The organism is Xanthomonas sp. NCPPB 1062, from assembly GCF_041481705.2.
Lineage (GTDB): Bacteria > Pseudomonadota > Gammaproteobacteria > Xanthomonadales > Xanthomonadaceae > Xanthomonas > Xanthomonas euvesicatoria.
In genome coordinates, this window is record NZ_CM192987.1 from 3,856,144 (window position 1) to 3,880,042 (window position 23,899).

Consider the following 23,899-nt stretch of genomic DNA (forward strand, 5'->3'; position numbering starts at 1 on the left):
ACATGCGGCACCGAGCGCCGGCTGCGTCTGTCTGGAGGTGAGCGCAACCGTTTCTTGTTGGCCGTTACGCGCTGATGGCTACGCGATCCGGCAGCAGACCGCATACTTGCGCCCATGTACGCATCGCAACGCCGTCGCCTGCTGCTCACCTTGTCCATCGTGCTGGGCGGGATGGTGGTGGCCATGGTGGCGGCCGGGCACTTCGTCGAACAGAGCGCGCTGCACGATGAAAGCGCCACCGTGCGCCGCCAGCTGCGGCTCTACGCGCAGGCGCTGCAGCAGCGCGTGGACCGCTATCGCACGTTGCCGCAGATTCTGGCGCTGGACCCGGAGTTGCGCGCGGCCGTGTCCGGCCCGCTGTCGCCGGCACAGGTGGATGCGCTCAACCGCAAGCTCGAACGCGCCAACAATGTCACGCAGTCGTCCACGCTGACCTTGATCAACCATGACGGCGTGGCACTGGCCGCCAGCAACTGGCGGGCGCCACGGAGCAACGTGGGCGTGGATTACGCCTTCCGCCCGTATTACCAGCAGGCGCTGGCCACCGGCAGCGGCAGCTTCTACGGCATCGGCATGACCACCAGCGAGCCAGGCTATTTCCTGTCGCAGGCCATTGTCGATGGCGCCGGCCGGGTGCAGGGCGTGGTGGTGATCAAGATCGCGCTGGCTGCGCTGGAGCGCGAGTGGCTGCAGACCCCGGATATCGTGCTGGCGTCGGACGCGCACGACGTGGTGTTTCTGGCCAGCCAGCCGGAGTGGCGCTACCGCGTGCTGGCGCCGCTCAGCGACCGCGATCGCCGCGAACTGCAGAGCACCCGCCAGTACGCCGACCAGAAATTGCTGCCGCTGCGGCGCCGGCTGATCGAGCAGACCGGGTACGGCGGCGTGCTGGCCGACGTGCGCGACCCGCCGCTCGGTGCGCAGGTGCTGTGGCAGACCCTGGAAGTGCCCGAAAGCGGCTGGCGCCTGCATCTGCTGCACGACACCCGTGCCAGCGCCGCTGCCGGCCGCGCCGCGGCGATTGCCGCCGCCGGCGCGTGGCTGGCCTTGGCACTGCTGTGGTTGTTCGTGCAGCAACGGCGGCGGCTGTCGGCGTTACGCCAGCGCAGCCGGCACGAACTGGAAACCTTGCTGCAGCAACACGCCGAAGAACTGCGCACGGCCCAGGACGGCGTGGTGACCGCCGCGCAGCAGGCCAATGCCGGCCTGAGCCGCAGCCTGGAACATCTGCCGCAAGGCGTGGTGGTGATCGACGAGGCGCTCAACCTGGTGGCGTGGAATTCGCGCTATGTGGAGCTATTCCGGTTCCCGCCGGAACTGCTCAAGATCGGCCGCCCGATCGAAGACCTGTTCCGCTTCAATGCACGCCGCGGCCTGCTGGGGCCGGGGCCGATCGAGGCGGCGATCGAGCGGCGCCTGAATCATTTGCGCAGCGGCAAGCCGCATATGCGCGAGAGCGAAAAAGAAGACGGCACCGTGCTGGAAATCCGCGGCAATCCGCTGCCCGATGGCGGCTTTGTCACCAGTTACGCCGACATCACCAGCTACAAGAACGCCGCACGCGAACTGCGTTCGCTGGCCGACGCGCTGGAACACCGCGTGGCCGAGCGCACCCGCGACCTGGCGGCGGCCAAGCGCGAAGCCGAAAGCGCCAACCGCTACAAGACCCGCTTCGTCGCCTCGGCGGTGCACGACCTGCTGCAGCCCCTCAACGCCGCGCGCATGTTCGTCTCGGTGCTGCGCGGGCAAGTGCGCGAGGCTGGCAGCGCACGCGTGGTCGACAACATCGACGGTGCGCTGGCTGCGCAGGACGCCATCCTCAACAGCCTGCTCGACATCTCGCGCCTGGAAGCGGGCAGCCTGAAGACCCAGGTGCGCGACTTTGCGCTTGCGCCCTTGCTGGACACCCTGGCGCGCGACTTCGGCATCCTGGCCGAAGACCGCGGGCTGGTACTGGAATCGGTGCCGACCTCGGCGGTGGTATTGAGCGATGAAAACCTGCTGCGCCGCATCCTGCAGAACTTTCTGTCCAACGCCATCCGCTACACGCCGCGCGGGCGCGTGCTGATCGGCTGCCGTCGCCGTGGCGGCTGGCTGCGTATCGAAGTGCACGACCAGGGCCCCGGCATCCCCGACGCCTTGCAACACGAAATCTTCGAAGAATTCCGCCGCCTGGACGACGGCGTGGCCAACGATCGCGGCGCAGGCCTGGGCCTGGCCATCGTCGAGCGCATCGGCCGTCTGCTCGGCCATCGCATCGGGCTGCGTTCCACCCTGGGCGCCGGCAGCGTGTTTTCGGTGACTGTCCCGCTGGGCGATCGCACCGCCATCGCACGGCAACTGCCAGCGCCGGCCAGCACTGCCGAACACGGCAACGACCCCATCCTGCACGGCTGCCGGGTATGGTGCGTGGACGATGAGCCATTGGTGTGCGAAGCCACCCGCACGCTGCTGGAACGCTGGGAATGCCGGGTGGATTTCGCCGGCGGCCCGGATGAGGCATTGAGCGCGGCCAATGCCGAGGAGGTGCCGGAACTGCTGCTGCTGGATGTGCGCATGGGCGCACACCACGGCCCCATGCTGCTGTCGCAGTTGGTGGAACGCTGGCAACGCGAGCCACGGGTGATCCTGGTCACCGCAGAACCCGACCCTGTCCTGCGCGAGCATGCGCTGGATCTGGGTTGGGGATTTTTGTCCAAACCGGTCCGCCCGCCTGCCTTGCGTGCGCTGGTGACGCAGATGTTGATGCGGCGCGGGTAGCGCGCTGCCAGCGCTGCCTGCTTGCTCTCACGCGCCCAAGACCGGCAGTGCACGCACCAATCTAATTGGCGCATCGGCAGGCCGCCAGCGCCCCTGCGGCGACGGCATGGACGGATCGACCTTCAGGTCAGGCGGCAACGCCAGTGGCCGATGGCGAATGCGCATGGGCGTCGTGGCGAGGCCACTGCGCGTCGCGCACTGCAGCCGCGAGGGCCGATGTTCAACGCGCATCAATCGATGAGAAAGCAGCAATTATCAACATCGACCATCTGGACCAGAATCGAGTGCCTCAGGTGTCAGACGTCCATGCATACCTATCGTGGAGGGCGATTTATGCACAGTTCCAGCGGTGAGGCAACGCAACAGTCCAAACTCGGGATGGTGCTGAGGGTGACCTCGGGCAACTTCCTCGAGCAGTTCGACTTCTTCCTGTTCGGCTTTTATGCAACGCAGATCGCCGCGGCCTTCTTCCCGGCGAGCAACGAATTCGCGTCCCTGATGATGACCTTCGCCGTGTTTGGCGCGGGCTTTCTGATGCGGCCGCTGGGTGCGGTGATCCTGGGTGCCTACATCGACGATGTCGGGCGCCGCAAAGGCCTGATCGTCACCTTGGCGATCATGGCCAGCGGTACCGTGCTGATCGTGCTGGTGCCAGGCTACGCCAGCATCGGCTTGTGGGCCCCGGCCCTGGTGCTGCTCGGGCGCTTGCTGCAGGGCTTTTCGGCCGGCGCGGAAATGGGCGGCGTGTCGGTGTATCTGGCCGAGATGGCGACACCGGGCCGGCGCGGCTTCTATGCCAGTTGGCAATCGGCCAGCCAGCAGCTTGCCATCGTCGCGGCGGCCGCGATCGGGTTTGCGCTCAACCAGCTGATGGCGCCGCAGGATCTGGCGCAATGGGGCTGGCGGATTCCGTTCGGCATCGGTTGCGTCATCATCCCTTTCATCTTCTTGCTGCGGCGAAGCCTGGAAGAGACTGCCGAATTTGCGCAGCGCCGGCAGCCGGTCACGATGAAGCAGGTGATGCGTGGGCTGGCGAACAATGCCGGCATCGTGATTGCCGGCGGCTTGATGGTCGCGCTGACGACGACCGCGTTCTATCTGATCACCGTGTACGCACCGACGTTCGGCAAGACCGTGCTCAAACTCAGCACCGGCGATGCATTGATCGTGACGCTGCTGGTGGGCGTGTCCAATTTCATCTGGCTGCCGATCGGCGGCGCGCTCAGCGACCGCTTCGGCCGCAAGCCGCTGCTGGTGACCATGGCGGTGGTGTGCATCGCGACGGCCTATCCGGTGCTCGCGTTGCTTGCGGCCGCGCCGAGCTTTACGCATATGTTGCAGGCGCTGCTGTGGCTGTCCTTCATCTACGGCCTCTACAACGGCGCCATGATCCCGGCGCTCACCGAACGGATGCCAGCGCATGTGCGGGTAGCAGGATTTTCGCTCGCCTACAGCCTGGCAACCGCGGTGTTTGGCGGTTTTACGCCGGTGATCTCCACCTGGCTGATCCATGTCACCGGCGACAAGGCGGCGCCCGGCTATTGGCTGGTCTTCGCGTCGGCGTGCGCGCTGGGGGCCACGCTGTTTCTGTATCGCCGCCAAGGCAATCCAGCGACGGCGACCGGCCTGGATGCTGCGGCAGGAGCGACGAAATGATGCGGAGCAGGTGGAAAAAATGGTTGGCTGCGATCGTTGCAACGGTTCTGCTGTCCACAGCGGCGGGCGCACAGGAGTTGACCGTGATGACCTCCGGCGGTTTCACGGCCGCCTTCGATCGCCTGGCGCCGCAATACAGCAAGCAGACCGGGGTGAAGGTCACCACCCTGCTCGGTCCTTCGATGGGCGAAACGCCACAAGCCATTCCCAACCGGCTTGCACGCGGTGAGCATGCCGATGTGGTGATCATGGTCGGCAGCGCGCTGCAGAAGCTGATCGACACAGGCGTGGTCGACCCGGCATCGCGGGTGGAACTGGCCGATTCCAGGATCGGCATGGTGGTGCGCAGCGGTGCACCCAAACCCAAGATCGACAGCGTCGAGCACTTCAAACAGACGCTGCTGCACGCCGATTCGGTGGCCTATTCCGACAGCGCCAGCGGCGTCTACATCGAAACCACGCTATTCAAAAAGTTGCAGATCGAAGGCCCGATGATGGCCAAGAGCAAGAAGATTCCGCGCATCCCGGTGGGCACGGTGGTGGCCGATGGCAGCTATCAGCTCGGCTTTCAGCAGGTGGCCGAGTTGCTTCCGGTGGCAGGCGTGGAGTTTGTCGGCAAGATCCCCGAACCGCTGCAGTCGATCACGCGCTATGCGGCGGGCGTTCCGGTCAACGCGGAGCATCCCGAGGCGGCCAAGCGCCTGCTTGCGTACCTGCAGTCGGGTAATGCGCAGGCGGTGGCGCGCGCGACCGGCCTGGACCCGGTGTCACCCTGAACGTGCGGGCATCCGTCGCACCAGTTCCGCCAGTTCCAGCGCGGTCGGTGTCAGCGTGCGTCCGCGACGTTTCAGCAGCCCCACGTTGCGCGACACCTCCGGTTCGACCAGCGGCACCGCCGCCAGCACCGGATGCGGGCCGGACGGCATGGCAATCGACGGCACGGCGGCAATACCGACGCCGGCCTCCACCAACCCCAGCAACGTGGTGACATGCCTGGTCTCGCAGATGCTCGGCTTGTCCGGCGTGAATGCAGCCAGCGCCCGATCCAGCACCAGCCGGTTGCCCGATGTCTTGTCCAGCGTGATGTAGTCGTAACCGTAGGCCTCCTGCCAGCTGACCTGTGCGCGCCCGGACAGCGGATGGTCCTGGCGGCAGGCAATCACATAGCGCTCCTGCAACAACGGTTCGAACTCCACCTCCGGCGCCAGGTTGCCGCTGAAGCTGACCCCGAAATCCGCTTCGCCGGAGGCCACTGCCGCACTGACATGACTGGCGCTGCCGTCGAACAGCCGGATGCGGATCTTGGGAAACAACTGATGCAGCCCGTGGATCGCCTGCGGCATGAAGTAGTACGCCGCAGACGGCACGCAGGCCACGGTCACCGTGCCCATCCTGCTGGACCCTGCATCGCCGATGCTCATCAGCGCCATGTCCAGATCGTCGAGCATGCGCTCGACCTGCGGCATGAACGCCTGGCCGACGGTGGTGAGCGTGACCTTGCGCGTGGTGCGCTCGAACAGTTTGACGTTCAACGCCGACTCGAGCTTGTCGATCCTGCGGCTGAGTGCCGGTTGCGTGATGCGGATGCGTTCGGCAGCGCGGCGAAAGCTGCCGTTTTCGGCAACCGCACGGAATGCCTGCAGATCGTTGAGGTCGAATTTGATGGTCACGGTGCCGCGGCTTCAGTGTTCGATGGCGGTCGCCATAGCATAGACGCTTGCCTGCGGTGCTGCGTCTGACGCCAAGAGAGCCGCTGCATTCGGGCGCAGTGCATGCATCGGCAGGGGAACAGCCATGACTAGCCGCGGCGATTCGGACGATCAGGCAAGGATGCCGGATAACCAGGCTCACGCTCGCCCCCCGCGCCGCGGCACAGTGGCTGGCAACACGCACCACGTCGCTACCGGGAGACATCACGCATGCATCAGCCACGCTCACTGGACCACTACCGCCTGCTCGGCCGCTCCGGCCTGCGCGTCTCGCCCCTGTCGCTGGGCACCATGACCTTCGGCGAAGCCTGGGGCTGGGGCGCAGATGCAGGCGAAGCCAAACGCATCTTCGACGCCTATGCCGACCGCGGCGGCAACTTCATCGACACCGCAGTGAACTACACCAACGGCGGCTCCGAACGCATCCTCGGCGAGTTGATCAAGGACCGACGCGAACGCTTCGTGCTGGCCACCAAATTCACCATGGCGCGCGATGCGGACAACATCAATTCCGGCGGCAATCATCGCCTGAACCTGATTCGCTCGGTTGAAACCAGCCTGCGCCAACTTGCCACCGACCGGATCGACCTGCTGTACCTGCACGCCTGGGACTTCACCACCGCACCGGACGAGGTGATGCGCGGGCTGGAGCATCTGGTGCAATCGGGCAAGGTGCTTTATCTGGGCATCTGCAATACGCCGGCCTGGCGCGTGGCGCAATTGCAGACCCTGGCCGACCTGCGCGGCTGGTCGCCGTTGGTGGCGCTGCAGATCGAGTACAGCCTGGTCGAACGCAGCGTCGAACACGAGCTGCTGCCGATGGCGCGCGAACTCGGCCTGGGCGTGTTGCCGTGGTCGCCGCTGGGCGGTGGCATCCTCACCGGTAAATACAGCCGCGCCGATCTGACCGACGACAATGCGGCAGAGGTGTCGAGCAGCCGCAAGGGCGTGATCGCCTCGACCGGGCATCTCAATGCACGCGCGCTGGAGATCGCCGATGTGGTCGGTGCGGTCGCCGATGAACTGGGCGCATCGCGCTCGCAGGTGGCGCTGGCCTGGACCTTGCGCAACCCGGCCGTCGTGTCGCCGGTGATGGGCGCACGCACCTTGCAGCAGGCCGAAGACAACTTCGGCGCGCTGGAGATCGTGCTCAGCGACGCGCATGTCGCGCGCCTGGACGCGGTCAGCGCAGTGCCGCCGATCTTTCCCGAACGCTTCATCGGCAGGCCGATGGCGCAGCAGTTGATCTACGGCACCCATCACGTGCAGCTGCGCACCTAACCACCACGGAGCAGCCATGACCAGACTCCCAACCATCACGTCAGCAGCGCTGCTTGTCGCCGCAGCGTTCGCAGGCAATGCCGGCGCCACATCCAAGGATGCTGCATCCACAGACACCTGCGCAGAGCAACTCGTGCCCATCTGCAACAAGCGCATCGTCGAAGCGGCCTTTGCGCAGTGGCGAAACGGGGGCAGCGGTATCTTCGAGACGCTGCTGTCGCCCGAGGTGGTGTGGACCATCGAAGGCTCCGGTCCGAGCGCCGGCACCTTGCGTGGTCGCGAGGTGTTGGTCGACGCCGCGGTGCGTCCGCTGAGCGAGCGCCTGGCCTCGCCACTGCGGCCCGTGCAGCAACGCATCTGGGCCGATGGCGAGCACGTCATCGTGCAGTGGGAAGGCGTGGCCACGCTGCGCGATGGCGGCAGCTATCGCAATCGCTACGCATGGATCATGCGGATGGCCGGTGGCAAGGCGGTCGAGGTCAACGCGTTCCTGGACCTGCCCGCCTACGACGCCGTGCTGCAGCGCGGTCGCAGCCAAATGCAACGCAGGGCCAGCCCATGAGCGACAGGCCGATGAAAGCCGCCATCGCGGTGGCGCTGGGCGCCGGCTCGGCGCTCGCCTGCCCGTTCGCGGCAGCTGCGCAACCGCCTAAGGCGCCGACCACTATCGCGACCCAGCAACCAGGACATCCGATGCAAGCACACCCCTATCTCGGCATGTGGGTCACCGGCGACGGACGGATCCGGCAGGAACTCCTGCCGAACGGCCGCTACGACGAGGCCCGCGGCACGCGCCAAAGCGCCTACCAGGGCCGTTACGAAATCACCGGCACTCACATCGAATACTGGGACGACACCGGCTTCACCGCCGATGGCCGCTTCGTCACCGACGACGAGCTGCATCATGGCGGCATGGTGTTCTATCGGCAGCCGCCGGCCTAGAGCCAATAGACACTGCGGCAGTCGCCATGCGGCTGGTGCTCGCTGCCACATGTAGCTGTGCGTGCACTGAGGGTCTGAGTACGCAGTCCATGCTCACCTGACGACTGCTCGCTGCGTTTTGCCAGCCGCTCTTGATGCGCAGGCGCAATGCCTGCATGCGTTCTGCGGGATGTGTCATGTGGGCTGCAGACGGCAATGCGCGGCCACCCGTTGCGCAGGCTAGCTCAGCCCTCGCCTTCCGGCTCCAGCGCCTTGACCAACACCGCGGCCTGGGTGCGGCTGTAGCAGTCGAGCTTTTTCAGGATCGCGGTGACATGCACCTTGACGGTGTTCTCGGCCAGGCCCAGTTCGTGCGCGATCTGCTTGTTGAGCAGGCCATCGGCCAGGCTCAGCAGCACACGGAACTGTTGTGGCGTGAGCTGGGCGAGTTTGGAAGCCAGTTGTGCGTCGGCCTCCGAACGCTCGGCGGTCATCGGCGGGAACCAGGTGCCGCCTTCCAGCACGCTGGCCACCGCGGTGCCGATCGATTCGGCCGGCGTGGATTTGGGAATGAACCCGGCCGCGCCGAACTGCTGCGCACGCCGGATCACACGCGGATGATCGTTGGAGGAGATCACCACCACCGGAATGTCCGGGTGTTCGCCACGCACGTGCAACAACGCCGAAAAACCGCGTGCACCGGGCATGGCCAGATCCAGCAGCACCAGCTCGGCCTGCGGATGCGAACGCAGCATGGCACTCAGGGTGGCAGCGCTGGAGGCTTCCACCACGTTGGCCTGCGGCAGGGTCTGCTGCAGCACGTGGATGACGGCGGCGCGGAACAGCGGGTGGTCGTCGGCGACGAGAATGGTGAGATCAGCCATGCGCCAAGTCTGGCACAGCGCCGCCGCCGATGCCTTGCACTAGAGCGTGTCATGTACGTTGAGGTGAGTGCGAAGCGGAGGGTTGGCCGTCAGCGGCACGGAGCGGGTGCTGCGTGGCGCCGGCTTGGCTGGCGCGCCAAGACAAGCCAAGCGGTGGCCGCTCCACACCGCTGACGGCCAATGCATCTCATCTCAACGTGCATCACACGCTCTAACGCGGCGGCTGCGTGCTCGCCCGCCAGGCGTCCAGGAACTGGCGGCGTTTGAGCTTGTCCAGATACACCAGCAGACCGGGGCCGAGCGGGATCGGGCGGAACGGTGGCTGCGCCGAACCGCCGCGGCCACCGGCGGCCGGCAGGATCGGCATCAGCCGCGCCTCGCGCGACAGCACCTGCTGGCCGCGCGGCGAAAGCAGGTAGTCGAGAAACCGGCGCGCCTCCGGCGCATGCGGCGCCGTCTTGGGGATCACCGCCGTGCGCAGCGCCACCAGCGTGTAGTCCTGCGGCTGCACGATGCCCAGCGGCGCGCCCGCATCGATGCGGGCCTGCGCGTAGGAGCCAAGCACGTTGTAGGCCAGCAGGAGCTCGCCACGGCTGACCCGATCGAGCAGGCTGCCGGTGCGCTCCTCCAACACCACCCGGTTGGCCCCCAGCGCCGCGAGCAGCGCGCCGGCGATACTGCCCACCTGGCCGTCCTGGGTCGCGAACAGATACCCCACGCCGCTGCGTTCGACATCGTAGGTGCCGACCTTGCCGCGCAGCGGTGCATCGGGCGCGCGCAACAACGCCAGCAACTGCCGGCGCGTGCGCGGCACGCGGGCGGCATCCAGCTTGCGCGTGTTGTAGACGATGGCCACCGGCTCGTAGCTGATGCCGAACACTTCATGGCGCCATTGCGCCCATGCCGGCAAGGCTTCGGTCTGTGCGGAGCGATGCGCCAACGCGTGGCCGTCGTTCACCAGTTTGGTCTGCAGATCCATGCTGGCGCTGATCAGCATGTCTGCAGCAGGTGCGCCATGACTTGGGTGCAGATAACGGTCATAGATGTCCCAGGCAATCACGTCTTCGTAGATCACCTCGGTGCCCGGATGCAGCCGCTGGTAATCCCGGATGACTGCGCCGAACACTTCCAGGTCGGTGGAGCCCTGCACGCGCAGCTGCACACGCACCGGGCCCTGTGCAGGAAAGCGCCGCACATCGCCGGGCGCCGCGCAGGCGAGGCCATGGACCAGCAGCAACAGCAGCATCCACATCGCCCGCATCACGCGTCTCCTCCGGGAAAATGCAGCGAGGCGATCAAGCCGCCACCGATGCGGTTGGACAGATCGATGCGCCCGCCATGCGCTTCCACCACGCGCTTGACGATGGCCAACCCCAGCCCGGCGCCGCCGGCCGGGGCATCCGCCCCCCGCACGAAACGCTCGAACACACGCTCGGCTTCGGCCGCCGGAATGCCCGGGCCATGATCGGCAATGGTCAGCACGTGGTGGTTGCCGTCGCTGGTGAGCGCCACCTGCAGCGGGGCACCGGCACCGGCACCGTATTTGCAGGCGTTGTCGATCAGGTTTTTCAGCGCCTCGCGGAGCAGCAAGGCATCGCCGCGCAGCAGCGCCGGTTTCGGGTCGATCGCCAGCTGCACGCGCGGTGCGCCTGGGCTGCGCGGCAGCGCTTCGTGCAGGGCCTGATGCAGTACATCGGCCAGATCCACGGTGGCAAAGCGCTGCAGGTTGGCGCGGTGGATCACGCTGGCATCGCTGAGCAACTGATTGAGCAGCCGGCTCATATGGCTGGCGTTGCGCTCGATCGCCACCAGGCTGCGTTGCATCTCGTGCGGGTCGTCGTCGTCCATCGCCAGCTGCGCCTGCGCGCGCAAGGCCGCCAGTGGTGTGCGCATCTGGTGCGCGGCTTCGGCCATGAAGGCGCGCAGGGTTTCGTTGCTGGACGATAGCCGCGCCATGAACCGGTTGAGCGCGGTCACCATCAACTGCATTTCCTGCGGCGCCGGCACGTTCAGCGGCTTGAGGTCGGAGGGTTCGCGCCGCGACAGATCGCGCTCGATGCGCTGCAGCGGCCGCAACGCGCGGTAGACCCCCAGCCACACCAGGCCCAGCGCCAGCAGCGACAGCACGCCGATCGCCACCAAGGCGTTGAGCACCACATCGCGCGCCACCGCATCGCGTGCGCGCCGGGTCTGGCCCACCTGCACGCGCACCTCGCCCTGCCCCGAGGCCGACGCCACCCGATGCATCACCACCGCAAAGCGCACCGGCTCGCCGCTGTACTGCGCATCGAACAGCAGCGGCCGCTCGTCGCGGGGCGCACGCGGCGGCGGCGGCAGCGTGTCTTCGCCGGTGATGGTGCGGCCCTGCGCATCGAACACGCGATAGAACACGCGGTCTTCCGGCGCCATGCCGAGCAGATCCAGCGAGGCATACGGCAGATCCACCTGCCAGTCGCCGCCGACCAAGGCCACGCTGTCGATGATCGACAGCGCCGAGGACACCAGCAGGTGATCGTAGGACCGATTGGCCGCCCGCTCGCCGTAATCGCGTGCGGCAAAGAACAGCACCACCGCACCCAGCAGCGACAGGCTGCCCAGGTACAGCAGCAAGGTGCGCCGGATCGACGGTGCCACCACCAGCGGCTCAGCCATCGGCGCCCGGCTCCACCGGCGCATGCGGGTCGGCTTCTTCGAGTTTGTAACCGGCACCGCGCACGGTGACGATACGCAACGGCGCGGCGGCCAGCTTGCGCCGCAGCCGGCCGACATACAGCTCGATCGCATTGGGGCCGGCGTCGTCGTCGAAGCCGAACAAGCCGTTGCCGATCTCGTCCTTGCCAACCACCTGTCCGAGCCGTCCGATCAGGATCTCGAACAGGCGATATTCGCGATTGGGCAACTCGATCGGCACGCCATCCAGCAGCAGCGTGTGCGCGGCATTGTCGAAGACGAATCCGCCGATCTGCACCACCTCGCTGGCCTGGCCCCGGTTACGCCGCAGCAACACGCGGCAACGCGCTTCGAACTCACGAAAGTCGAACGGCTTGCCCAGGTAATCGTCCGCACCGACATCCAGTGCCTGCACGCGGTCTTCGATGCCATCGCGCGCAGTCAGCATCAGCACCGGCGTGGTATCGCCCCGCTCGCGCATGCCGGCCAGCACCCGCAGCCCATCGAGTTTGGGCAGACCGATGTCCAGCACCACCAGATCGAAGCTCTGATACCGCAGCACGCTGGCCGCCGCCAACCCATCGGCCTGCCAATCCACCGCATGCCCGCTACGGCGCATACGCCGCACGATGGCATCGGCGAGATCGGCATTGTCTTCCACTAGCAGAAGGCGCATGGGGCAGGGATTCGTGAATAGGGATTGGGGATTCGGAACAGCGGTTGGTCGCGGCCGGAAGGTAACAGGCCACGCGTACAAAAGCTCGCCGCTGTTGCAACTCTGCTTTTGCGAATCCCAAATCCCGACTCCCCAATCCCCGCCCCCAAACGACAGGTCCATGACAGCTTCGCCGGACTAGGCTGCTGCCAACGCGCCGCGGCGGTTGTGCGGTGCATTGCCAAACGTGATTCACACCTGTACCTGGGAGGGTCTGTGAGCAACGACACCTTGCGTTTGCGTGCCTTGGGCGCCTGCGCGGCGATCTGCCTGGCACCGGCGGCACATGCAGCCGACGAGGCCGGCCCGGTCACTGCCGAAGTGGGCGGGCGCGTGCATTGGGACTTCACCATGTTCGACAACGACGACCGTGGTGCACGCGAGCGCAACGACACCCAGTTCCGCCGCGTGTGGCTGGACGTGTCCGGCAAGTTCTACGGTTTCAACTACAAGGCCGAGGCGGATTTCGCCGGCCTGCAATACGAGGCGGGCAGCCGCGGCATCCTGGCGCGCGATGTCTATATCGCCAAGAAGTTCTCGGCCGGTACGTTGACCGTTGGCCAATTCAAGCAGTACTTCTCGCTCGACGATCGCACCGGCTCCAACTACGGCCCATTCCTGGAACGCGGCTACGCCTCGACCACGCTGGCGCCGATCTACCGCAAGGCCATTTCCTGGCAGACCAGTCGCCCGGATGCAACCTGGTCAACGTCCGCCTACAGCCTGGAAAGCATCGACAATTCTTCGACCAAGGGCGGTGCGCTCGGCACGCGCCTGACCTATGCGCCGGAGATGGGCCAGGCGCGCTTGCGCCACCTGGGTGTCTCGCTGGCGCACGAGCGCTATTCGCATCCGGGCAGTGGGGGCGCTTCATCGCTGCTGATCCGCCCACGTCCGGAAAACGATCTGGCCAACAATAGCCGCATCACTCTGGCGCGCTTTGCCGATGGCCGCGATACCGATTTCGACAAATGGTCGCTGGAATATGCCGAAGTGCTCGGCCCGTGGTCGTGGCAGAGCGAATTCAGCGGTGGCCTGCTCGACGATGGCGCGCAGCACGCCAAGGTGTTGGCCAGCTATGGGCTGGTCAGCTGGTTCGTCACCGGCGAATCGCGCGGGTACGACCGCAAGACCGGCCGCTTCAGCCGCATTGCCACGCCCAACCGCCCGTCCGGTGCGTTCGAGCTGGCATTGCGCTACGACTACATGCGTGGCGGCCAGCATCTGGACGGGCAACCGGACTTCATCAACGCCAGCACGCAGTCGTGGACGCTGGGCGGCAACTGGTATTTCAAGCCGAACCTGCGCGTGATGCTCAACGTGATCGATAGCCACAACCGCGACCGCATCGCCAACGCAGTGGTCGACCACACGCTGGCGGTAACCGGCCGCTTTCAGTACGACTTCTGATGCGCAACTGCATCGTGTCGGCAATCAGAAACACCGACGTGCGCACGCTGTTCGCGCATATCTGCGCAACGCGCCGCTACGTCGGTACGCCCGCGCGCAACGCCGCGCTTGCGTTACCCCGCGTGCGTCCAGCAGCAACCGCGCACCTGCATCGTCAGCGCTGCGCACCTTGCGCAACGCTGAGCTCCACTCTCCCCCTGTTGTACGCCTCAAAGGATTCGCCCGCATGCTGACCGCGCTCGGTTTCGGAATGGTGATCACCTTCATGTACCTGATCATGAGCAAGCGGCTATCGCCGTTGGTGGCTCTGATCACGGTACCGATCGTGTTCGCGTTGCTGGGCGGCTTCGGCACTGGCATCAACGAGATGATGCTCGAAGGCATCAAGAAGATCGCGCCCACCGGCGTGATGCTGATGTTCGCCATCCTGTACTTCGGGGTGATGATCGATGCCGGGCTGTTCGACCCGCTGGTCGGCCGCATCCTGCGCCTGGTCAAGGGCGACCCGCTGAAGATCGTGATGGGCACGGCGATCCTGGCGATGCTGATCTCGCTCGACGGCGACGGCTCCACCACCTACATGATCACCGTCTCTGCGATGTTGCCGCTGTACCAGCGCCTGGGCATGAACGCGCTCAACCTCACCTGCGTCACCATCCTTGCCAGCGGCGTGATGAACCTGACGCCGTGGGGCGGCCCCACTGCGCGTGCGGCCACCGCGCTGCATGTGGAACCGGGCGATGTTTTCGTGCCGCTGGTACCGGCCATGCTGCTGGCGATCGCCGGCATCCTTGCACTGGCATGGTATCTGGGCATGCGCGAACGTCGCCGCCTGGGCGTGGTGCGTCTGCCGGCGGACGGCAACTGGCTGGACACCAGCATCCCCGAAGACAACGACGCCCTGCCGCGCGTGGAAGACACCGAAGACATGAAGCGGCCCAAGCTGCTGTGGGTGAACCTGATCCTGACCCTGGCGTTGATGGGCGCGCTGGTGAAGGGCGTGCTGCCGATGCCGGTGCTGTTCATGATCGGCTTTGCGCTGGCGCTGATGATCAACTACCCGAACCTCGCCGAGCAGCGCCGCCGCCTGGTCAATCACGCCGGCAACGTGCTGTCGGTGGTGTCGCTGATTTTCGCTGCGGGCATCTTCACCGGCATCCTGTCCAACACCGGCATGGTCGAAGCGATGTCGCGCAGTTTTCTGGCCGTCATTCCCGACAGCTGGGGCCCGTATCTGGCGGTGATCACGGCGATCGTCAGCATGCCGTTCACGTTCTTCATGTCCAACGACGCCTTCTATTTCGGCGTGCTGCCGATCCTGTCCGAAGCCGCAGGCCATTACGGCATCACCCCGGTGGAAATGGCCCGCGCCTCGCTCGCCGGCCAGCCGGTGCACCTGCTCAGCCCCCTGGTGCCATCGACCTATCTGCTGGTCGGCCTGGCCAAGGTCGACTTCGCCGACCATCAACGCTTCACGCTCAAGTGGGCGGTGCTGATTTCGCTGTTGATGCTGGGCGGCGGGTTGTTGTTTGGTCTGTTCCCTTTGGCGCGCTAGCCGCGCGCCGGGATTCGGCATTCGGGATTGGGGATTCGCAAAAGCGAATACCGCTGCCCGCTATTGCGAATCCCGTCATCCCCAATCCCGAATCCCAACTCCGAAGGAGTGACACCCAATGACTCTCCGCATCGCATACGTCACCAGTGGCATGGGCAGTGTCGGTACCGCGATCTGCCAGAAACTGGCGCGCAGCGGGCACACCGTGGTTGCCGGTTGCGGGCCCAATTCGCCGCGCAAGGCGTCGTGGCTGCGCGAGCAGCGCGAGTTGGGCTTCGATTTCGTGGCATCCGAAGGCAATGCCGCCGATTGGGAATCCACCGTGGCTGCGTTCGCCAAGGTCAAGGCCGAAGTCGGCGAGATCGATGTGCTGGTCAACAATGCCGGCGGCAGCCGCGACACCTTGTTCCGGCAGATGAGCCGCGACGACTGGAATGCGGTGATCGCCAGCAACCTGCATTCGCTGTTCAACATCACCAAGCAGGTGGTCGATGGCATGACCTCGCGCGGCTGGGGGCGCATCGTCAATATCGGCTCGGTCAGCGCGCACAAGGGGCAGATCGGCCAGATCAATTTCGCCACCGCCAAGGCGGCGATGCATGGTTTCAGCCGTGCGTTGGCGCAAGAGGTCGCCTCGCGCGGGGTCACCGTCAACACCATCTCGCCCGGCTATATCGCCAGCGCCTCGATCAGCAGCTTTCCGCCGGATGTGCTCGATCGCCTGGCCACCTCGGTGCCGGTGCGCCGGCTCGGCAAACCGGCCGAAGTTGCCGGACTGTGCGCCTGGCTCGCCTCCGATGAGGCCGCCTATGTCACCGGCGCCGATTACGCGGTGAATGGCGGGCTCTACATGGGCTGAGCGAGCGCGCAAACGAGGCCCGTTGCGCTGTACGCACAACACGCTCTCGCCGCGCACCGCTACATGTCTCGCTGCCCACCTGCCCCGCACGTCCGGCGCCCGATCTGCGGCAGCGCCCACAAGGCCAGCAGATCCGTGCGCGTGCGCGCCGCGCCCGCGCGTACAAGCAGCCGCCACCGTGCGAACAACCCGCCTCTAGTGCGAACTGATTACACTCTGGCTTTTCCGCAGCGCGCTGCCATGGCCAAACCTTCAGACCGCACCACGCTCACTGCCCGTCCGCAGATGGCCGACATCGCGCGCATGGCGGGCGTGTCCGAATCCACCGTGTCGCGGGCCCTGGCCGGCAGCCCGGTCGTGGCCGAACGCACGCGCGCCTACATCAAGCAGATTGCGGCCGATGCCGGCTACCAGGTCGACCCGGTGGCACGCAGCCTGCGCGCCAAACGCTCCAACACCGTGAGCGTGGCAGTGCCGATGATGCATGCGCTGGATCAGCCGCTTTCGGACCCGTTCCTGATGACCATGCTGGCGCTGCTGGCCGAAGAACTCACCGGACGCGGCTACAGCATGCTGCTCTCCAAACTGGACCGGCATCAGGATGGCTGGGTGGAACAACTCGCGCGCGGCAGCCGCTCCGACGGCGTGATCGTGCTGGGGCAAAGTTCCGAACACGCCGCGCTGGATGCGGCCGCACGCGACGGCCTGCCGATGGCGGTATGGGGCAGCCGCATCGATGGGCAGTCGTACATCAGCGTGGGCAGCGACAATTTCCAGGGCGGCGTGCTCGCCACCGACCATCTCATCGCCAGCGGCCGCCAGCGCATCGCCTTTCTGGGCGACGACCAATTGCCCGAGGTGGCACCGCGGTTTGCCGGCTATCGCCACGCGCTGGAGCGACACGGGCTGGAATTCGATACGCGGCTGCACGCGCGCAGCCATTTCGTCAGCGAAGATGCCTACCGCCTTACCCGCGCGATGCTCAAGAAAGCCGACCCGCCCGATGGCCTGTTCGCCGCCTCCGATGTCATCGCCGTGGGTGCAATCCGCGCCCTGGTCGAGGCCGGCCATCGCGTGCCGCAGGACATTTCGCTGGTGGGCTTTGACGACATCCCGCTGGCCGCCTACAGCCAACCGCCGTTGACCACCGTGCAGCAGGATCTGGGCCTGGCCGCGCGGTTGTTGGTAGACCGGCTGCTGGCGTTGATTGCAGGCGAGCAGGTGCAATCGGTTGAAATGCCGGTGAAGCTGGTGGTGCGCGAGTCGGCGTGAGGCGGAGATTCGGGATTCGGGATTGGGAGATACCAGCCCGGCAACCCGCTTCCTTCTCCCGCCTGCGGGAGAAGGTGCCCGAAGGGCGAATGAGGGCCGGCGGCCAGCCGATCCACCGTACTCGCCACCCCAGGCAACCCGGCAGGCACTCGCGTCTGGCATCTGCGGCAGCCAGCGATGTCAGCCCCGCATTGCTACGCCCCTGCCGGGCTCGTCCCCTGCTTGCGGCCCCGTACGCACAGCATCGCCGCTGCCGCTGCCAGCATCAGCGCGCCGGCCAGACGGACCACGTTGCGCGGGTCGCCGTGCAGCACATGCTCGTAATACAGCGGCAAGGTGACGATCTGGATCAGCATCGGCAGTACGATGAACAGGTTGAACAAGCCCATGTACACGCCGGTGCGCTCGGGCGGGATGCTGTCGGCCAGCATCAGATACGGGTTGCCCATCATGCTGGCCCAGGCCAGGCCAATGCCGATCATCGGCAGCAGCATCAGCCAGCGATTTTCGATGCCAGGCAGCAGCCACATGCCGATACCGGCGGCGACCAGGCAGGCCGCATGCGTGTACTTGGGACCGAAGCGACGCACCACCGGCACCATCGCAAACGCCGCCAGAAACGCAACGAAGTTATAGAACCCGCCGATCTGCCCATTGACCAGGCCGGCCTCGCGGAAACCATGCGAGGTGGGGTCGGTGGTGCCGAACAACGTGGTCGACAGCGACAGCACGATGTATTGCCAGTAGCAAAAGATCGCGTACCACTGAAACAGCATCACCGGGGCCAACTGGCGCATGGTGGGCGGCATCTCGCGCAGCGCGCTGCCGATTTCGCGCACCGTCGCACCCAGCCCGGCGCCGCTCTGGCGGATGCGTGCGATCTCTGCCGGCGCGATCGCCGGCTCGCGCACGCTGCGTGCGGTGAGCAGGATCGAGCCTGCTGAAAAGCCCGCGCCGATCACGAACGCGGCAATGGTGACGTAAGGGATGTGGTGTGCGTTGGCAGCGTCCTGGTTCATGCCCATCCACACCAGCAACGGCGGCGTGAGGTAGGCCAGCGTCTGCGCAAGGCCGGTAAATGCGCTCTGGGTGAGATATCCCAACGGTCGCTGCGGCGGCGCCAGGACGTCGCTCACCAGCGCACGGTAGGGCTCCATCGCCACGTTGTTGGCCGCATCCAGCACCCACAGCAGGCATACCGCCATCCACAGCGCGGTACTGAACGGCATCGCCAGCAGGCACAGGCTGCACACCAGCGCGCCCAGCACCATGTACGGCATGCGCCGGCCCCACCGCGTCACCGAGCGGTCGCTCCACGCCCCTACGAACGGCTGCAGCACCAGGCCGGTGATCGGCCCGGCCAGCCACAGGTACGGCAGGTTGGCGTGGTCGGCGCCCAGATAATTGTAGATCGGGCTCATGTTGCTCTGCTGCAGCCCGAAGCTGTATTGCACGCCAAAAAACCCGGCGTTGAGCGCCAGGATGCGCGCGAAGGAGAGCTTAGGAACGGTCGACGACATGCAAGGCCCTGGGCATCGGTGCGGCTCCCGGTGGCCGCAGCGCACTGTACCCTGCCGTTGATGCAATCGATTGTAACGCTGCATCGCAGCACGTTTCCCCATCTGAAATAAATCAGATGCGAATTGCCATTTATGCTGCGACGCAAGATTGCAATCGATTGTATTACAGCGTATTACTGCGCTCGCACTGCAGGCCACATGGCCACTCCCTGGGAGGGGACGATGCAGGCGTCGGCACACCACCATCTGTGAGAGAGAGAATCGCAATGTCCACCTTGCACACCATGCGCCTGCATGCCCTGGCCTGCGCGGTCGTCTCCTGCCTGTGCGCGCCCGCCGCGCTGGCCCAGGACACAGCCGCCGCTGCGCCGGCCACGCCGCCGGCTGCCGACAGCGCCGCGGTCAATCTGGATTCGGTGTTCGTCACCGGCACCTCCACCGCCACCACCAAACTGAAATCCAGCGTCTCGGTCAGTACCGTCGGCGCCGAGGCGATCGAACAATCGGCGCCGCGCAGTACGGCAGAAATCTTCCGCAATATCCCCGGCATCCGCTCAGAATCCAGCGGTGGCGAAGGCAATGCCAATATCGCCGTGCGCGGTTTGCCAGTGGCCTCCGGCGGTGCGAAATTCCTGCAACTGCAGGAAGATGGCCTGCCGGTGATGGAGTTCGGCGATATCGCCTTCGGCAACTCGGACATCTTCCTGCGTTCGGATTTCACCCTGGACCGCATCGAAGCCATCCGCGGCGGTTCGGCGTCCACCTTCACCAGCAACGCGCCCGGCGGCATCATCAACTTCATCAGCAAGACCGGTGACACCGCAGGCGGCAGTGTCGGCGTCAGCCGCGGCCTGGACTACGACAACACCCGCATCGACTTCAATTACGGCGCACCGTTCGCCGAGCAATGGCAGTTCAACATCGGCGGCTTCTTCCGCCAGGGCGATGGCGTGCGCGATGCCGGCTACACCACCGACAAGGGTGGCCAGCTCAAGGCCAACCTCACCCGCCTGTTCGACAACGGCTACGTGCGCCTGTACGGCAAATACCTCAACGACCGCGCCGCCGGCTACCTGCCGGTGCCCACCTCGGTGCGCGGCCGCGATGGCTCACCAGACCTGGGCGGCTTTCCCGGTTTCGATCCCGGCAACGACACCTTGTACAGCCGCAACTTTCGCACCGACGTGGGCCTGGACGGCAACAACCAGCCGCGCCGCACCGATCTGGGCGACGGCATGCACCCCATCTCGCGCACCATCGGTGCCGAGGCCTGGTTCGACCTGGGCAATGGCTGGAACCTGAGCGAGAAGTTCCGCGTCGCCGACAACAGCGGCCGCTTCGTCAGCCCGTTCCCGGCCGAAGTCACCGACGCCGCGTCGCTGGCCGCTTCCATCGGCGGTGCCGGTGCGCAACTGGTGGAAGCCGGCGGACCCAATGCTGGCCAGGCCTACACCGGCAACGCGATTCGCACCCACCTGTTCAACGTGGCCATCAACGACCTGGGCAACGTCACTAACGACCTCAGCGTCTCGCGCGAGTTCGGCGGCGACGGGCGCACGCTGAACCTGCGCATGGGCTATTACAGCTCACGCCAGACCATCGACATGGACTGGACCTGGAACTCGTACGTGCAGAGCCTGGGCCGCAATTCGCGCTTGCTCAACGTGGTGGACGCGGCCGGCGTCTCACGCTCGCAGAACGGCCTGTACGCCTACGGCACGCCGTTCTGGGGCGACTGCTGCGTCACCCGCAGCTACGACGTGCGCTACGACGTCAACGCGCCCTACGTTGCGCTCACCTTCGACAGCGGCAAGTTCAGCGTCGACGGCAGCCTGCGCTACGACATGGGCGATGCGCGCGGCAGCTACAACGGCACTGCCATCGCACAGAACCTGGATGTCAACGGCGATGGCGTGATCCAACCGGTGGAACAGCGCGTGGCCACGGTGGACACCGCCAATTCGCGCCCGGTGGACTACGACTGGAATTACCTGTCGTACTCGCTGGGCGGCAACTATCTGATCACCGACGACCTGGGCGCGTTTGCGCGCATCAGCCGCGGCGCACGCGCCAACGCAGACCGGTTGTTGTTCGGCGTGGTGCGCGACGACGGTTCGGTGTCTTCCGAGGAAGGCGTCAACGTGGTGCGCCAGGCCGAAGCCGGCCTGAAGTGGCGCCGCGACGGGCTGAGCCTGTTCGCCACCGCGTTCTCGGCACGGACCCAGGAGCAGAATTTCGAAATCACCAGCCAGCGGTTCTTCAATCGCAGCTATGAAGCGCACGGCGTGGAACTGGAAGCCAGCTATCGCTACCAAGGCTTCACCCTCAACGGCGGCCTGACCTGGACCGATGCAGAGATCTCGCGCGATCAGATCACCCCGGAAAATACCGGCAACGTGCCGCGTCGTCAGGCCGATGTGGTGTGGCAGCTCACACCCAGCTACCGCGGCGACAGCTACCAGTTCGGCGTGAACCTGATCGGCACCACCGACGCCTACACGCAAGACGCCAATCAGTTGAAGATGCCCGGCTATACGCAGGTGAACCTGTTCGGCGACTACCGCGTCACCGACGCGCTCACCGTGGCGCTCAACGTCAACAACCTGTTCAACACCTTTGGCCTGACCGAAGCCGAAGAGGCGACCATCCCGGCCAATGGCATCATCCGCGCGCGCTCGATTGCCGGCCGTACCACCAGCATCAGCCTGCGTTACGACTTTTAAGGACCCCGCGCCGGGCCCTGCCCGGCGACCTCTGATGAGCACCTCCCCGATCGATTCCACCGCATTGCGCGCGGCCTTCGCCGCGCCGCTGGACCCGCAACGCGCCGACGTGCTGTTGTCGCGCTACGACCAGCACGCGTCGCGTTTGCTGGATGCCTTGCACGCGCTCTACGGCCAGCGTGCCGACTATGCATCGTGGCTGGCGCAGTGGCTGGGCGAGATAGGCACGATCGCCCGGCAACGCCCGCAAGCCTTGCAGACGCTCGACAGCACCCGGCACGCCGGTTGGTTCGGCGAACAGCACATGCTCGGCTACAGCGCCTACGCAGACCGCTTTGCCGGCACGCTGCAGGGCGTGGCCGAACGCGTGCCGTATCTGCAGGAACTGGGCGTGCGCTACCTGCATCTGCTGCCATTCCTGCGCGCACGCGCCGGCGACAACGACGGCGGCTTTGCGGTCAGCGACTACGGCCAGGTGGCACCCAGCCTGGGCACCAACGACGACTTGATCGCACTCACCACCCGCCTGCTCGAAGCGGGCATCAGCCTGTGCGCGGACTTCGTGCTCAATCACACCGCCGACGATCACGCCTGGGCACAGGCGGCCCGCGCCGGCGATGCACGTTATCTGGATTACTACCACCACTTTGCCGACCGCAGCCTGCCCGACCGGTACGAAGCCACGCTGGGGCAGGTGTTTCCGCACACAGCGCCTGGCAACTTCACCTGGGTGGACGACACCGCGCAATGGATGTGGACCACGTTCTATCCGTATCAATGGGATTTGAACTGGAGCAACCCGGCCGTATTCGGCGATATGGCCCTGGCGATGCTGCGGCTGGCCAACCTGGGCGTGGAAGCATTCCGCCTGGATTCCACGGCCTATCTGTGGAAGCGTATCGGCACCGATTGCATGAACCAGCCCGAAGCGCACACCTTGCTGGTGGCTCTGCGCGCGGTGACCGATATCGTCGCGCCGGCGGTGGTGATGAAGGCCGAAGCCATCGTGCCGATGACGCAACTGCCGCCATACTTCGGGAGCGGCACGGACCAGGGCCACGAATGCCATCTGGCCTATCACAGCAGCTTGATGGCAGCCGGCTGGTCGGCACTGGCGTTACAACGCGGCGACATCCTGCACAACGTGATCGCGCACAGCCCACCGCTGCCGCGCCACTGTGCATGGTTGAGTTATGTGCGTTGCCATGACGATATCGGCTGGAATGTGCTGCAGCACGAAGCCAGCGGCAATGCAGCGCAGCAGCCGTTTTCGCTACGCGATGTGGCGCGCTTCTATGCCAACGCGGTGCCTGGCAGTTACGCGCGCGGCGAGAGTTTCCAGAGCAGCGGCGACGGCGTGCATGGAACCAATGGCATGGCTGCTGCACTTACGGGCATCCAGGCCGCGCAGGAGGCAGGCGATGCGGCGGCGTTGGCGGTTGCAGTGGACCGGCTGGTGTTGCTGTATGCCATTGCGCTTGCCATGCCGGGTGTCCCGCTGATCTACATGGGCGACGAATTGGCGATGGTCAATGACCCCGGCTATCGCGACGATCCGCTCCGCCAGCATGAAGGCCGTTGGCTGCATCGGCCGGCGATGGATTGGCAGCTTGCCGCGCAGCGTCACGATGCCAACAGCCTGAGTGGCACGGTGTACCGACGTTTGCGTGGATTGATCCGGCAACGTACCGCACTCACCGCGTTGGCGGCGGATCAGGCACTGGGCAGCGTCGCGTTGAACGATGCTCGCGTGTTCGCATTGACGCGTGGCGAGAGCTTTATCGCCTTGCATAACTTCAGTGACCAGCCGCTCGACGTGGAGCTTGCGGCGGTCGGCGTCGATGGATGGACGCTGCTGGCCATCGACGACGCGGTTGATGCCGCGGCCATGAGCGACGATGTATCGATCGTGCTTCCGCCTTACGGCGTGCGTTGGTTGCAGCGTAAGGGCTGAACATGCACCC

General features: G+C 65.8%; 18 protein-coding genes. 12 read left to right on the forward strand and 6 right to left on the reverse strand.

Annotated features, from left to right (window positions below):
• Positions 1-114 precede the first annotated feature (114 nt).
• The 3 genes from ACCQ16_RS16555 (at position 115) to ACCQ16_RS16565 (ending at position 5,192) form a co-directional block, all read left to right on the forward strand.
• Positions 115-2,760 carry a hybrid sensor histidine kinase/response regulator gene (locus ACCQ16_RS16555; protein WP_277569891.1) on the forward strand — a complete coding sequence of 882 codons (2,646 nt, stop codon included), beginning with the start codon at positions 115-117 and terminating at the stop codon, positions 2,758-2,760.
• Between the two features lie 306 nt (positions 2,761-3,066).
• A complete protein-coding gene (locus ACCQ16_RS16560) occupies positions 3,067-4,416 on the forward strand; it encodes an MFS transporter (protein ID WP_014091012.1) in 1,350 nt (449 codons plus the stop codon).
• Positions 4,413-5,192 (forward strand): substrate-binding domain-containing protein, encoded by a 780-nt coding sequence (locus tag ACCQ16_RS16565; protein ID WP_277572492.1) that lies wholly within the window; start codon positions 4,413-4,415, stop codon positions 5,190-5,192. The genes ACCQ16_RS16560 and ACCQ16_RS16565 overlap by 4 nt, the downstream gene beginning before the upstream one ends.
• On the opposite strand, the gene ACCQ16_RS16570 is transcribed toward ACCQ16_RS16565, so the two are convergent.
• Positions 5,184-6,086 carry a LysR family transcriptional regulator gene (locus ACCQ16_RS16570; protein WP_005912048.1) on the reverse strand — a complete coding sequence of 301 codons (903 nt, stop codon included), beginning with the start codon at positions 6,084-6,086 and terminating at the stop codon, positions 5,184-5,186. The genes ACCQ16_RS16565 and ACCQ16_RS16570 overlap by 9 nt on opposite strands.
• Before the next feature lie 249 nt (positions 6,087-6,335).
• On the opposite strand from ACCQ16_RS16570, the gene ACCQ16_RS16575 reads away from it, so the two are divergent.
• The 3 genes from ACCQ16_RS16575 to ACCQ16_RS16585 are packed head-to-tail and all read left to right on the forward strand — an operon-like array spanning position 6,336 to position 8,348.
• Positions 6,336-7,406 carry an aldo/keto reductase gene (locus ACCQ16_RS16575; RefSeq protein ID WP_011348537.1) on the forward strand — a complete coding sequence of 357 codons (1,071 nt, stop codon included), beginning with the start codon at positions 6,336-6,338 and terminating at the stop codon, positions 7,404-7,406.
• Positions 7,407-7,422: 16 nt separating this feature from the next.
• Entirely contained in the window at positions 7,423-7,968 is a 546-nt protein-coding gene (locus tag ACCQ16_RS16580) for a nuclear transport factor 2 family protein (protein ID WP_014091015.1), read from the forward strand.
• A gap of 11 nt (positions 7,969-7,979) precedes the next feature.
• The gene (locus ACCQ16_RS16585) at positions 7,980-8,348 is read left to right on the forward strand and encodes an Atu4866 domain-containing protein (protein WP_039419067.1); all 369 of its coding nucleotides are present in this window, start codon (positions 7,980-7,982) and stop codon (positions 8,346-8,348) included.
• A 224-nt stretch (positions 8,349-8,572) separates the two neighbouring features.
• Here ACCQ16_RS16585 and ACCQ16_RS16590 read toward each other — a convergent pair whose 3' ends face one another.
• From ACCQ16_RS16590 to ACCQ16_RS16605, 4 genes are all read right to left on the reverse strand, one after another.
• Positions 8,573-9,211: a response regulator gene (locus ACCQ16_RS16590; RefSeq protein ID WP_003483405.1), complete on the reverse strand. Its 639-nt coding sequence runs from the start codon at positions 9,209-9,211 to the stop codon at positions 8,573-8,575.
• A 211-nt stretch (positions 9,212-9,422) separates the two neighbouring features.
• A complete protein-coding gene (locus tag ACCQ16_RS16595; protein WP_218492862.1) occupies positions 9,423-10,472 on the reverse strand; it encodes an ABC transporter substrate-binding protein in 1,050 nt (349 codons plus the stop codon).
• Positions 10,472-11,863, reverse strand: a complete 1,392-nt coding sequence (locus tag ACCQ16_RS16600; protein ID WP_029820232.1) for a sensor histidine kinase — start codon at positions 11,861-11,863, stop codon at positions 10,472-10,474. The genes ACCQ16_RS16595 and ACCQ16_RS16600 overlap by 1 nt, the downstream gene beginning before the upstream one ends.
• Positions 11,856-12,557, reverse strand: coding sequence for a response regulator transcription factor (locus ACCQ16_RS16605; protein WP_005912054.1), 702 nt, complete (start codon positions 12,555-12,557; stop codon positions 11,856-11,858). Before ACCQ16_RS16605 ends, ACCQ16_RS16600 begins: the two co-directional genes overlap by 8 nt.
• A 255-nt stretch (positions 12,558-12,812) precedes the next feature.
• Here ACCQ16_RS16605 and ACCQ16_RS16610 point away from each other — a divergent pair, with 255 nt between their 5' ends.
• The 4 genes from ACCQ16_RS16610 to ACCQ16_RS16625 all read left to right on the forward strand — a co-directional run bounded on the left by ACCQ16_RS16610 (position 12,813) and on the right by ACCQ16_RS16625 (position 17,692).
• A complete protein-coding gene (locus ACCQ16_RS16610) occupies positions 12,813-14,006 on the forward strand; it encodes an OprO/OprP family phosphate-selective porin (RefSeq protein ID WP_005912055.1) in 1,194 nt (397 codons plus the stop codon).
• A 226-nt stretch (positions 14,007-14,232) separates the two neighbouring features.
• On the forward strand, positions 14,233-15,561 hold the full coding sequence (locus ACCQ16_RS16615; protein WP_277572491.1) for a CitMHS family transporter: 1,329 nt from the start codon (positions 14,233-14,235) through the stop codon (positions 15,559-15,561).
• Positions 15,562-15,679: 118 nt separating this feature from the next.
• The gene (gene phbB / locus ACCQ16_RS16620; RefSeq protein ID WP_005912059.1) at positions 15,680-16,420 is read left to right on the forward strand and encodes an acetoacetyl-CoA reductase; all 741 of its coding nucleotides are present in this window, start codon (positions 15,680-15,682) and stop codon (positions 16,418-16,420) included.
• 240 nt (positions 16,421-16,660) lie between these two features.
• Complete coding sequence (locus tag ACCQ16_RS16625; protein ID WP_008573641.1) at positions 16,661-17,692, forward strand: LacI family DNA-binding transcriptional regulator; 1,032 nt, start codon at positions 16,661-16,663, stop codon at positions 17,690-17,692.
• Between the two features lie 194 nt (positions 17,693-17,886).
• On the opposite strand, the gene ACCQ16_RS16630 is transcribed toward ACCQ16_RS16625, so the two are convergent.
• Positions 17,887-19,212 carry an MFS transporter gene (locus tag ACCQ16_RS16630; protein ID WP_277572490.1) on the reverse strand — a complete coding sequence of 442 codons (1,326 nt, stop codon included), beginning with the start codon at positions 19,210-19,212 and terminating at the stop codon, positions 17,887-17,889.
• Between the two features lie 266 nt (positions 19,213-19,478).
• Between ACCQ16_RS16630 and ACCQ16_RS16635 the strand changes: the two genes are divergently transcribed.
• Together ACCQ16_RS16635 and ACCQ16_RS16640 are read left to right on the forward strand one after the other, a co-directional pair.
• Positions 19,479-21,935 carry a TonB-dependent receptor gene (locus ACCQ16_RS16635; RefSeq protein ID WP_008573638.1) on the forward strand — a complete coding sequence of 819 codons (2,457 nt, stop codon included), beginning with the start codon at positions 19,479-19,481 and terminating at the stop codon, positions 21,933-21,935.
• 34 nt (positions 21,936-21,969) lie between these two features.
• Positions 21,970-23,889, forward strand: coding sequence for an alpha-amylase family protein (locus ACCQ16_RS16640; RefSeq protein WP_277572489.1), 1,920 nt, complete (start codon positions 21,970-21,972; stop codon positions 23,887-23,889).
• Positions 23,890-23,899 lie beyond the last annotated feature (10 nt).